Here is an 11,024-nt window from a genome sequence, read left to right as displayed (position 1 = left end):
CCTTTCCCGATTCGGCCATGCGACCGATTCGCGTATCCGGTATTAGCATTCGTTTCCGAATGTTATCCCAGTCTTATGGGCAGGTTACCCACGTGTTACTCACCCGTCCGCCGCTAACCTTGTCCCGAAGGACAAGATCCGCTCGACTTGCATGTATTAGGCACGCCGCCAGCGTTCGTCCTGAGCCAGGATCAAACTCTCCATGAAATGGTTCTGTTTGACTTGCTCAAACTTTGTTTTTATCGCTTTTTCCGTTATTTCTAACGGGGCAGTTTTGCTCGTTGTTCAGTTTTCAAAGAACAATTTCTTTTGTGTGTCGTTCGCGATAACCTCAGCGGCGACAAGAGATAATATATCATGGAGGCCTATAGGATTGCAACCCTTTTTTTAAACTTTTTTTATTGGATTATTCTACCTGTAGTTTCGTACGTTCAATGCATAACGGGACAGCTCTTTCGGCGATGCAATCCGTGCATACATACGGAAGATAATTTTGTACCGTCGGGTTATAGCTTGCTTAATATCTCCGTCTAAACGGTTGTCATTCAGATCAAGAAGCATCTCATCTAATTCTTTGCGCAGGACGTAATCGAGTTCTTTGCATTCTTTGTCGTTGAATAGAATTCCTAGCATAACTATTGAGCGCCCTCCTAAGCAGTAATGGCCAAGCAGCTTATTGCTGCGGCAGCTAAAAGCAAAAGCGGCGTCTCGCGATTACGCATCACGACGCCGCCTTACTGTTATGCTCAATATTTGGGAAAAATATTACAACGAACTTATCCATACGCTTACTGTACTTTCAATTATTGCTGCAATTAGCAGTGTAACCGTCAAAATAACGACCACAGGGACCGATCTAATCATGAAATATTCGATCTCCGGCCCTGATTTGCCCGCTTCCTTCCCCGGTATAATCAGCCTGCCTAATGCTTTGAGCAAGAGAACACCAAATTTCATCCCGTATGCACAAGCAATAACGATAGCCGGGATCTCAAGTAACCCGTGAGGCAAGAGGCCAAGAACTACGGTTAACATATCTCCCGTACCTTGAGTCTCAGCAACATGCTGCAGTAAAAAGCCTACAACCATTCCGTTCAATACAAGGAAGAAGATTGGAGCGATGCCCAAGATTGCGCCTATATAGATAATGAAGATAGATTTGATCGCATTGTTTAAGAAGATAAAAACCATAAAGGCTAATGTCGGATTATTCGACTGTTCCAGGGAGTTCGCAACATCACCCAGCGCATTAATCTGCTGCTCCAGGTAATCGCTGAACGCGCTGTTGGTTCCTCCGACTACAATTCCAGCAAAAAATAAAATGAATCCAAACGCGATGTAGGGATTCATGATTTTGAAATGGGCTTTTATTTCAGACCACCTAAACATGCTTATCCTCTCCTAAAAAGAATTGTCACTCAATTAGCCAATTACATGGCCAGTTGTGATGATTCTTTACTTCGAAAGCATTAACCTAAAGAATTGTCACTCAAGTGGCCAATTACATGGCCAGCTGTGATGATTCTTACTTCGAAAGCATTAACCTAAAGAATTGTCACTCAAGTGGCCAATTACATGGCCAGTTGTGATGATTCACACTTCGAAAGTTTTAACCCAAAGAATTGTCACTCAATAACATTATCCTTAAAACAACTTGTCTGTTGGTTTGAACAAGCATGAATATCTTGGATGTACGAGCATAGATTGTACTAGAACAAGCTTCCAATAGAAAGGAGAGCCTTAAGATGAATTTCTTTTATGTACTGAACGGACGGAAATTAAAACGCAACTTCCTTATTGTTCTCGCACTTGTCTTCTCTGTAGGGGTAATCTACGCCGAAAGAGACAACATCACGGTATTTGCACCGCAGCAGCCGGCTGCCATATACAGTGTTCCTACCGATAAGAAGGTGATTGCCCTGACTTTCGACATTAGCTGGGGGGACAAGCGTGCGGAGCCTATTCTTAAAGTATTGGAAGACAAAGGAGTTAAGCAAGCAACCTTCTTCTTGTCTTCCCCTTGGAGCCAGTCTCATCCTGACATTGTCAAAGACATCGCTAACGACGGCTTTGAGATCGGAAGCCATGGCCACAAGCATGATAATTACAGCAAGCTTAGTGATGAAGAAATCCGTACCCAAATCACTACCGCGCATACGATTTTGTCCGATCTGACCGGCAAACAACCGAACCTGATCCGACTGCCTAACGGAGATTTCGACAAACGGGTGCTCCGTATCGCAGAAGAGCTTAACTACAAAGTCATTCAATGGGACACGGATTCGCTGGATTGGCTGAACATCGGAACAGACAAAATCATTAACCGCGTCGTAAGCCGTGCCCATAATGGAGACATTATTCTTATGCATGCCAGCGATTCTGTGAAACAAACCCATGAAGCACTCCCTGTTATTATTGATGAGCTTCGCGCTAAAGGGTATGAATTTGTGACGGTATCGGAACTGATTAACCAAACAGAGTCAGAAGGCCGTGCTGTTCAGGACAAAACGACCTCGCTTACCATGCTTGGACTTGAAGAAGCGGTTACTGCTGCTGATACGGGATACTAAACAAAGGATTACGCGACCGGCTTTGCAGATGCTGCAGAGTCGGTTGTTGTATTTTTCTGAAGCAGTCTTGGCAGTATGAGGATCTGGTAAGCATTGCAGATAAACAATGGGATAACCATAAAGACGATAGCCGAAATGTTCGTCTCCCCTTGCAAAGCCGGCCATGCTTCCACAAATGTAACGAAGAACATCAGAAACGCGGTTGGCACAAATGCACTTGGATTGGTTTGTTTGATTTTGATGTAGGCTACTCCCACGGAGAAAGCTAACAAGGCAAGCGGAAGCACCCAGAAAAACCAGTTATTCGTCCGCTGCTCATACAGAAGGTATCCGAGGCCAAATACGGCAAATACGGTTGTATATCCCTGCAGAGCATTCCAAAGATAGCTTTTGCGGAAAATGCTTAATGCGATGTAATTTAACGTCAGGTAAGCAAAGAACCCCATCTGGCTGAATGCTCCTATCAATAAGCCGACCATCGCCATCATGAAGGCGTTGAATCCGGCTGCCTCAAGCCCCATAAATCCGAAGGACTGGTCCGTCCATTGCATGATCGACCCGCTGATGACTGTTACGGCAGCCCCAACTGCCATGCAGCTCCAAAAAAGAAAAAACCATCTTTTCAAATTCATACTCCGTTATCCTCCTTCAAGTTTGGCGAAGTCCGCGCTGCACAAGCCCTTCCCGCACCATCCATTATTTTACCACGTTCGTCATAAAAAGCTAACCTCGAAGCCATGATAATCCCGTGAACATTAAGACATACTACGATATAAATTCAGCTATGGTGTCTTAGAAGGGAGTTCGTTGGTGCATGCGCATGCGATTGGCTTTATTAATGGCGCTTTCCGCCCTATCATTCGTCTTAACGAGCTGCGGTGCGGAATCATCGGGAAATAACCAGCAGATAAGCTACAAGGACATGAAGTCGATGGTCATCGATATACTGAAGACCGAAGATGCTCAGAAGGCTTTGCAGGAATCAGCCCAGCAGATGTCCGGTTATAACGGCAGCGGTACAAAGCTGTTGTCGGTACAAGATCAGGAACAAGTAAGGCTTGCGGTCAAAGATGTAATAGTCTCTCCGGAATATGACAAAGTCATCAGGACGTTAATGACGGATACCCGCTTTGCAGGTGAATTCGCTAAGGCGGTGAATAAGCAGAACAAAGACATTCATAAGGAGTTAATGAAGGATCCGTCTTATCAAGAACAGATGATTAAAGCCATGAAGACGCCTGAGATGGACAAAATGATTCTTGAGGTGCTGCAAAGCACGCAGTATAAAAAACAAGTGATGTCGCTTATGCAGGAATCAATGCAAAACCCCCTCTTCCGTCTGGAAGTGCTTGATCTGATGAAAAAAGCGGTTCAGGAAGAGCTTAAGCCGAAGCCGGATGAGAAGGTTGAGAAGAAACAGGAAGGCGGCGGCGAAGAGGAAGGTTCTTCTGATGAAGAGAAGCAAAGTGAAGAAGGCGGCGGCGAGGGCGAAGGCGAACAGGAATCCTCGACTTAACATTAACCAGGCTTCAAGCTGAATCTAATATTAAGGATGTAAAAAGCCCGGGTCAGGGTCGAGAGCTTAGTCGCTCTCTTTCCTGCCCGGGCTTTCGTTTTATTTTACCGTCCGCATTTCTGAATAACTTGCTCAGCAATATCGAGGTAAAGTCCGCCTGTTTCGGATTCGGCTTTGTAGACCGAAGGCGAGAAATCAGGCTCGGAAATATGGTTATCCGGTTGTCCCAGCGGAATCTGCGCAAGCAGCTCGGCATGCAGGGATTCTGCCAGACGAGCACCGCCGCCGCGACCAAAGATGTACTCCGGCTCGCCGCATTTGCTGCATTTGTAATAGGACATGTTCTCGACGACACCAATAATCTCATGGTTGGTCTTAATGGCCATCGCTCCTGCACGTGCAGCTACAAATGCTGCTGTAGCATGAGGGGTCGTAACGATGATCTCTTTGCTTTGCGGGATGATCTGATGAACATCCAGAGCTACATCGCCCGTACCTGGCGGAAGGTCAAGCAGCAGGTAATCCAGCTCGCCCCACTCGATTTCGGCAAAGAAGTTGCGGAGCATCTTGCCCAGCATCGGTCCGCGCCATACGATTGGGCTGTTATCTTCAACAAAGAAGCCCATTGACATGACTTTCACGCCAAAGCGTTCGATCGGGATAACCCGTTCGTTCACGATCTCAGGCCGTGTCTCGATGCCCATCATATCAGGCACGCTAAAGCCGTAAATATCCGCGTCGATGATACCGACGCGTTTGCCTTTGCGGGCTAAGGCGACCGCGAGATTGACGGTCACCGTCGACTTGCCGACGCCGCCCTTGCCGCTGGCGACGGCAATGAACTGCACCCCGCTGCCGGGATCGAGCAGCGGGTTATCGAGCCCGGCCCCGTGCCCTTGTACGGGGCCGTTGCCTTGGCCTGCGGCTGGCTGCGCCTTGCCGCCAGCCTGGCCTTGCGGCGCGGCAGCTGCGCCTGCGCCGCCCTCAAGCGCACGAAACCGGCAATGCACGGTTTCGGCGCCAGCCCGCGCGAGCGCTTCGCGCAGCGCGGCTTCCAGCGAGGGACGAACCTCCTCGCTGGCTGTAAGGACCGTCATCGATACTTGACGGTCCTTCACAACAACATCGCGGACAGAAACGGTGTCCGCGCTATATTGGGCCGTCACAGAACCGACGGCATCCAGAGCTTGTTCACGTGTTAACATGAATGAGTCCCACCTTTATGTAAGAGAGTTGTAGGTGTAAGCGTGATTGTAGCTGCTTATTTATAATGAGTATAGCATATTAAGCGGGACAAGGTTAATTCGTCGTATTCGCCTCCTGATCCGATGACGTATCGGTACTCAGCTTCTCCCCCGATGAATACCGGAGAATGCCTTGGTATATCGAGGCAGCAACCTGTCGCTGATAATTCGAATCGGCGAGCCGTGCTGCTTCCCCCGGATTGGACAGGAATCCGACTTCTACAAGCGCCGTCGGTATATTCTCCAATGCTTTCAGGAGGTAAACATTATTTTTGTCCTTCACCGCTACCCGGCTCGTATTCTCCAGGTTACGGCGGATCTCATTCTGAATAAAAGTAGCCAGTACCTGATTATCCGGATGATTAGCGGGGTTAAAAAACGTTTGAGCGCCTGACCATTTCGCAGAAGGAATACTGTTCATATGTATGCTGACGACAAGGCTTGGCTCGCTCTCTTTAATATTTGCCACCCGCTGCATCAGATCCTCCGTCTTGCGTTTCGAATACCCCTTCGTATCCTGATTCGCGAGATCATAATCCCCTTCTCTGGTTAACAGCACAATGGCACCTGCCTGCTGCAAATAATCTCTGAGGTATAAAGCAATGGCCAGGTTAAGATCCTTCTCGACGACACCTTCCTTACTAACAGCACCGCCGTCAATACCGCCATGTCCAGCATCGATCGCAATCGTCTTCCCCGATAAAGGCAGCGTCCAATAAGACCAGGTTCGAGATACAGGCTCTCCGCCTTGGGAAAGCAATATCCAGGTTAACACAAGCGTAGCCATGCCGGCCGCAATGCGGAGTGCTCCCTTATAGGTCATCCAGACGACCAGTCGTTTTCGGCGCATAAAAAAACCACCTCGCTTTCTACAAATGATCTGTTAATCATTTATATGGGACGAGATGGTTGTTTATGATGGCCAAGCAATCAATTCGTGTACTTAACGTATCAAATAGTTAACTTAGTTAGATACCGGCCGTTCAGCCATACCTTCGATCAGAATCTTCGCCACTTCCGGACGGGAGAATTCTGTCGGCGGGCAAACGCCGTCTCTTAGCAAGGAGCGTACTTTCGTGCCTGACAGCGTCAAATGATCTTCTTTACCATGCGGGCAAGTTTTAGTTGTTGCCATGTTGCCGCATTTCTTGCAGAAGAAGCTATGCTCGAAGAACAAAGGCGTAATGCCAAGATCTTCTGCGGGAATCGTCTTCAGCAGTTCCTGTGCTTCGTATGTGCCGTAGTAGTCGCCTACACCGGCATGGTCACGGCCAACGATGAAATGGCTGCAGCCATAGTTTTTACGTACAAGCGCATGGAAAATCGCTTCGCGAGGACCCGCGTAACGCATAGCCGCCGGGAATACACCCAGAAATACGCGATCGCTTGGGTAGTAGTTCTCAAGCAAGGACAGGTAGCTCTTCATCCGTACATTCGCCGGAACGTCGTCGGATTTGGTCTCACCTACTAGCGGGTTCAAGAACAAAGCGTCGACAATCTCCATTGCCGTCTTTTGAATGTATTCATGTGCACGGTGAACTGGGTTGCGCGTTTGGAAGCCAACAACGGTTTTCCAGCCTCTTTCCGCGAAAATGCGGCGTGTCTCAGATGGATCGAAGTAGAACTCCCCGAATTTCTCAGGCTCTGGACGATTCAGAACTATAATCGCGCCACCAATGTATGTGGATGGGCGGGAAAGCAGCTTTTGAACGCCAGGATGCTCCAGATCATCGGTTTTGAAAACGTTAACCGCTTCTACCTTCTGATCAACGTTGTAGATGCTCTCTACATCGATAACGGCGTAAGTTACGCCATCTTCACCAACAAGCGCGGCACGAGTGCCAACTTGGAGTTCAGCAGCTTTCGCTTCGTCTACAGCAAGAGTAATGGGAATGCTCCAAACCGTGCCGTCAGCAAGACGCATCTTTTGTACGACAGAGATGTAATCCGATTCGTTCATAAAACCTGTCAACGGCGAGAAAGCCCCAACGGCAATCAGGTCAAGATCAGATACAGTCCAGTTATTAATGACAATCGTATTCAAAGACTTAGCTTCATTCAAAAGCGCTACACGCTGCTCGCCGGTAGCGAGACAATTCACAAGCTTACCGCCATGCGGTAAAATCTGGCTCATTGCTGATAGCCTCCTCAAAATGTGAAGTTGGCTTAGCCGGCATACTAAATTCTTTATATCTTATTTTATTTATGCAATCCGCATTCTGTTTTCTCTTGCCCGGACCAACGTCCTGCACGTGGGTCTTCACCAGGCATTACTTGACGCGTGCAATACTCACATCCGATACTTGGGTAGTTTTGGTCATGCAGCGGATTGTAAATAACGTTGTTCTCACGAATGTAGTTCCAAACATCTTCTGTAGTCCAGCCTGCAATCGGATTAAATTTAATGAGTCCAAATTTCGTGTCATACTCCACTTTCTTCGCGTTGGCACGAGTTGGAGCCTGATCACGGCGGATACCCGTAATCCATGCATCATACTGGTTCAGAATTCTTGTCAGAGGCTCTACTTTACGGATATTGCAGCAAGCGTTAGCGTCAGATTTCCAAAGCTCTGCACCATGCTTCTCAGCTTGCTCCTCAGGAGTAATCAGTGGTTTAACTTCAACGAATGGAATGCCAGGATAACGTTCAACCATGCGGTCGCGTGTTTCGTATGTTTCTTTAAAGTGAAAATCCGTATCAAGGTAAAAAATATCTGTCTTTGGGCTGATCTTTTGCAGCATGTCGACGATTACAACGTCTTCAGCGCCAAAGCTGCATGCAAACGTAATATTGGGGAATGCTTCAACTGCATAAGCCAAAATCTCTTCCGGCGTAGCATTTTCAAGCTCTTCGGCTTTTTGTTTAACCAACGCTTCTTTCTCGAACAGGTTCATGGTTTTGCCCTCCATTATTAATTCCAAGTAAATTCATATGCTATTAAGAAGAGTATACGTTCTAACGCGAAAATGTTCAATAAAAGTTTTCACCAAAATGAAATAAAGTTTTTATGAGCTTATCCATCAAACCGAGTACCGAGCTGCTGACATAATTGCCTATTACGCAAAAACACCTCCTCCGCATAACGGAGAAGGTGTTCGATAAAAATATTAACGTTTCGAGAATTGTGGCGCGCGACGAGCCGCTTTAAGACCGTATTTTTTACGTTCTTTCATACGTGGGTCACGAGTCAGGAAGCCAGCACGTTTCAGAGCTGGACGGAACTCAGGGTCTGCTTTAAGCAGAGCACGGGAGATACCGTGGCGGATAGCGCCAGCTTGACCAGACATACCGCCGCCGTTAGCGATTACGATAACGTCGTAGTTGTTCAAAGTTTCAGTCAGAACCAATGGCTGCTTAACGATCAGCTTCAATGTTTCCAGACCAAAATATTCGTTCAAGTCGCGTTTGTTAACAATGATTCGTCCTTCACCTGGCACCAAACGTACACGTGCAACAGAGTGTTTACGACGACCGGTTCCATAGTATTGTACTTGTGCCATGAAACTGTCCTCCCCTTATTAGCCGCGAAGTTCGTAAACTTCTGGATTTTGTGCTTGATGCGGATGCTCCGAACCAGCGTATGCTTTAAGTCTAAGTTTCATTGCGTTACCTTGACGAGTCTTTGGCAACATGCCGTGAACTGCCAATTCGATAGCGCGGTCAGCTTTTTTAGCGATCATCTCATGAGCTGGAGTTACTTTCAAACCACCAGAGTAACCCGAGTGACGGTAGTACATTTTGTTTTGCATTTTCTTGCCAGTCAGAACTACTTTCTCAGCGTTGATAACGATAACGAAATCGCCAGTGTCAACATGAGGAGTGAATTGCGGTTTGTGCTTGCCGCGGATCAGGCTAGCAGCTTCAGTAGCCAGACGGCCGAGCGTTTTACCTGCAGCATCAATGATGTGCCATTTGCGCTCAACTTCATTTGGCTTAGCCATATACGTAGTACGCATGGAGATCCTCCTTATATCCGTTACAGTTAAAATTTTATTAAACAACGTTTCACGTTTTTACAGTTAGTTGAATCAAATGTTGCATGCCAAGTTTGTGTCAGTCTCAGTCGGGGCTGTGGGATAGCCACTAAGAAAGCACAAGTTATATTCTACTATAGATAATGGCCTAAATCAAGGAGTTATTAAATGTTAATTTACATTTGTTCAGGATATTCAACCTTCATAAGCATCAGACCATGAGGCATCGCCGTTGGACCGGCTAGAGACCGTTTACGGCCTTCCAATATGCGCGCCATATCTTCCGGCTTCAGCTTCCCGTGGCCAACATGAAGAAGCGTACCCATCACGATTCTGATCATATTATAAAGAAATCCGTTACCTGTCATATACATATGGAGCATTTGCCCTTCGCGCTCGAAATAAGCCTCGTAGATGGTCCGTACATGATGCGGCTTGGTCGAGTGAATGGACGTAAATGAAGTGAAGTCATGCTCCCCCACAAGGCAGCTGAGCCCCTGCTGCATCGCTTCGACATTAAGCGGTGTTGGATGATGGAACGCGTAACGGCGGTAGAACACATCCGGAAATTTCCCCATATCAATCGTATAGCGATACGTTTTCCGTTTAGCTGAGCGTCTCGAATGGAATTGTTCCGGTACCTCAAAGGCATCCATAATAACAATATCCTTCGGCAGCCGGGTATTCAAAGCAATTGCCCAACGTTCTGCCGGAATCGCGGATTCCGTAAAGAAGTTGAATACTTGTCCCGTCGCATGCACGCCGGCATCCGTTCTGCCTGAACCGATAATGATAAGATCCTCACCGGTCAGCTTCTTGATGGCCAGCTCGATCTCTTGCTGGATGGTCCGTCCATAAGGCTGAGACTGAAACCCGTTAAAGTCCGTCCCGTCGTAGCTTACCGTTACAGCTATATTCCTCATCCTTCACCACCTCCCGTATGTTAATCAGACATGCAATTAACAATCAATCCCCTTAAATTAAAAAGGATGAACCCTTTTCGGCCTTATTTTTTTATTGCCTAGCACGAAGTATGTGCTTCACTGGCGGAGTGCGCGGAATAAAAGGTTTTTGACCGAAGAAGCGAGTGAATGCTTCCGAAGCAGCTTTCTTGCAGAAAGCTTTTAAGCGTTCGCCTTTGTTCCCGGATTTCAACCGCTTAAGCGAGTTGTTAGAAGAAATCCGGAAACAACAGCGATCGAGGCAAAATCTTTTATGCAGAACAGCAATATGCCAGTGTAGCACTCCTTCAATGCAGGGCAATAAAAAAAGGTGGCCTCAAAGGTCCACCCTTTCTCACCGCGAAACGCTAGCTCAACCGCCTAAGCGGCGAGCCGATTACGCTTGTGTTACGCACGGTCAACCAGTTCCAGGTACACCATAGGCGCAGCGTCGCCACGGCGAGGTCCCAGTTTCAAAATCCGTGTGTATCCGCCCGCACGTTCCGAGTAACGGGTGGCCAGCTCGGAGAACAGTTTTTGGATTGCATCTTGCTCTCCGTCAACAGTTTCACGACGAACGTAAGCAGCTACTTGACGACGAGCGTGCAAGTCACCCTTCTTCGCTTTCGTGATCAGTTTTTCAGCGATCGAACGAACCTCTTTCGCTTTAGCTTCTGTTGTTTGAATGCGCTCATACAGGAACAGGTCAGTAACGAGATCACGGAAAAGTGCTTTCCGCGCGCTAGCGTCACGGCCCAATTTTTGATATGCCATCTTG

The 11,024-nt window shown here is 47.5% G+C and carries 13 protein-coding genes and 1 rRNA gene; 2 read left to right on the top strand and 12 right to left on the bottom strand.

Translation table 11 applies throughout. The features are described 5' to 3' along the window. From BM200_RS28865 to BM200_RS28855, 3 genes are all read right to left on the bottom strand, one after another. A 16S ribosomal RNA gene (locus BM200_RS28865) occupies positions 1–207 on the bottom strand; the annotation flags it as partial. Between the two features lie 204 nt (positions 208–411). Further along, entirely contained in the window at positions 412–633 is a 222-nt protein-coding gene (locus tag BM200_RS28860) for a hypothetical protein (protein ID WP_015847185.1), read from the bottom strand. A gap of 132 nt (positions 634–765) precedes the next feature. Beyond that, positions 766–1,389, bottom strand: coding sequence for a stage II sporulation protein M (locus BM200_RS28855; protein WP_091190764.1), 624 nt, complete (start codon positions 1,387–1,389; stop codon positions 766–768). A gap of 356 nt (positions 1,390–1,745) precedes the next feature. Here BM200_RS28855 and pdaB point away from each other — a divergent pair, with 356 nt between their 5' ends. Then, positions 1,746–2,570 (top strand): polysaccharide deacetylase family sporulation protein PdaB, encoded by an 825-nt coding sequence (gene pdaB / locus BM200_RS28850; RefSeq protein WP_091190761.1) that lies wholly within the window; start codon positions 1,746–1,748, stop codon positions 2,568–2,570. 8 nt (positions 2,571–2,578) lie between these two features. Here pdaB and BM200_RS28845 read toward each other — a convergent pair whose 3' ends face one another. Next, positions 2,579–3,202 carry a KinB-signaling pathway activation protein gene (locus BM200_RS28845; RefSeq protein ID WP_175533072.1) on the bottom strand — a complete coding sequence of 208 codons (624 nt, stop codon included), beginning with the start codon at positions 3,200–3,202 and terminating at the stop codon, positions 2,579–2,581. A gap of 182 nt (positions 3,203–3,384) precedes the next feature. On the opposite strand from BM200_RS28845, the gene gerD reads away from it, so the two are divergent. Beyond that, positions 3,385–4,086, top strand: a complete 702-nt coding sequence (gene gerD / locus BM200_RS28840; protein WP_245773187.1) for a spore germination lipoprotein GerD — start codon at positions 3,385–3,387, stop codon at positions 4,084–4,086. Between the two features lie 104 nt (positions 4,087–4,190). On the opposite strand, the gene BM200_RS28835 is transcribed toward gerD, so the two are convergent. The 8 genes from BM200_RS28835 to rplQ all read right to left on the bottom strand — a co-directional run bounded on the left by BM200_RS28835 (position 4,191) and on the right by rplQ (position 11,020). Continuing rightward, a complete protein-coding gene (locus BM200_RS28835; RefSeq protein ID WP_091190760.1) occupies positions 4,191–5,291 on the bottom strand; it encodes an Mrp/NBP35 family ATP-binding protein in 1,101 nt (366 codons plus the stop codon). 94 nt (positions 5,292–5,385) lie between these two features. Beyond that, entirely contained in the window at positions 5,386–6,180 is a 795-nt protein-coding gene (gene cwlD / locus BM200_RS28830) for an N-acetylmuramoyl-L-alanine amidase CwlD (protein ID WP_091190758.1), read from the bottom strand. A gap of 114 nt (positions 6,181–6,294) precedes the next feature. After that, positions 6,295–7,464, bottom strand: coding sequence for a sulfate adenylyltransferase (sat, locus tag BM200_RS28825; protein ID WP_091190756.1), 1,170 nt, complete (start codon positions 7,462–7,464; stop codon positions 6,295–6,297). Positions 7,465–7,529: 65 nt separating this feature from the next. Continuing rightward, a complete protein-coding gene (locus BM200_RS28820; protein WP_091190754.1) occupies positions 7,530–8,225 on the bottom strand; it encodes a phosphoadenylyl-sulfate reductase in 696 nt (231 codons plus the stop codon). A 213-nt stretch (positions 8,226–8,438) separates the two neighbouring features. Beyond that, entirely contained in the window at positions 8,439–8,831 is a 393-nt protein-coding gene (gene rpsI / locus BM200_RS28815; RefSeq protein WP_015847193.1) for a 30S ribosomal protein S9, read from the bottom strand. Between the two features lie 18 nt (positions 8,832–8,849). Continuing rightward, positions 8,850–9,287, bottom strand: a complete 438-nt coding sequence (rplM, locus tag BM200_RS28810) for a 50S ribosomal protein L13 (RefSeq protein ID WP_091190753.1) — start codon at positions 9,285–9,287, stop codon at positions 8,850–8,852. A gap of 194 nt (positions 9,288–9,481) precedes the next feature. Next, positions 9,482–10,228: a tRNA pseudouridine(38-40) synthase TruA gene (truA, locus tag BM200_RS28805; RefSeq protein WP_091190751.1), complete on the bottom strand. Its 747-nt coding sequence runs from the start codon at positions 10,226–10,228 to the stop codon at positions 9,482–9,484. A gap of 426 nt (positions 10,229–10,654) precedes the next feature. Continuing rightward, complete coding sequence (gene rplQ / locus BM200_RS28800; RefSeq protein WP_091190749.1) at positions 10,655–11,020, bottom strand: 50S ribosomal protein L17; 366 nt, start codon at positions 11,018–11,020, stop codon at positions 10,655–10,657. Positions 11,021–11,024: the final 4 nt, after the last annotated feature.

The organism is Paenibacillus catalpae (assembly GCF_900112695.1).
GTDB lineage: Bacteria > Bacillota > Bacilli > Paenibacillales > Paenibacillaceae > Pristimantibacillus > Pristimantibacillus catalpae.
Note: the sequence above shows the minus strand (reverse complement) of the source record. Positions and strands in the feature narration are given on the sequence as shown.

Coding starts and splice junctions, on each gene's coding strand:
- rpsI (WP_015847193.1), bottom strand. CDS start 8,831: ATGGCACAAGTACAATACTATGGAACCGGTCGTCGTAAACACTCTGTT.
- BM200_RS28855 (WP_091190764.1), bottom strand. CDS start 1,389: ATGTTTAGGTGGTCTGAAATAAAAGCCCATTTCAAAATCATGAATCCC.
- truA (WP_091190751.1), bottom strand. CDS start 10,228: ATGAGGAATATAGCTGTAACGGTAAGCTACGACGGGACGGACTTTAAC.
- gerD (WP_245773187.1), top strand. CDS start 3,385: ATGCGCATGCGATTGGCTTTATTAATGGCGCTTTCCGCCCTATCATTC.
- BM200_RS28845 (WP_175533072.1), bottom strand. CDS start 3,202: ATGAATTTGAAAAGATGGTTTTTTCTTTTTTGGAGCTGCATGGCAGTT.
- pdaB (WP_091190761.1), top strand. CDS start 1,746: ATGAATTTCTTTTATGTACTGAACGGACGGAAATTAAAACGCAACTTC.
- rplQ (WP_091190749.1), bottom strand. CDS start 11,020: ATGGCATATCAAAAATTGGGCCGTGACGCTAGCGCGCGGAAAGCACTT.
- BM200_RS28820 (WP_091190754.1), bottom strand. CDS start 8,225: ATGAACCTGTTCGAGAAAGAAGCGTTGGTTAAACAAAAAGCCGAAGAG.
- rplM (WP_091190753.1), bottom strand. CDS start 9,287: ATGCGTACTACGTATATGGCTAAGCCAAATGAAGTTGAGCGCAAATGG.
- BM200_RS28860 (WP_015847185.1), bottom strand. CDS start 633: ATGCTAGGAATTCTATTCAACGACAAAGAATGCAAAGAACTCGATTAC.
- BM200_RS28835 (WP_091190760.1), bottom strand. CDS start 5,291: ATGTTAACACGTGAACAAGCTCTGGATGCCGTCGGTTCTGTGACGGCC.
- cwlD (WP_091190758.1), bottom strand. CDS start 6,180: ATGCGCCGAAAACGACTGGTCGTCTGGATGACCTATAAGGGAGCACTC.
- sat (WP_091190756.1), bottom strand. CDS start 7,464: ATGAGCCAGATTTTACCGCATGGCGGTAAGCTTGTGAATTGTCTCGCT.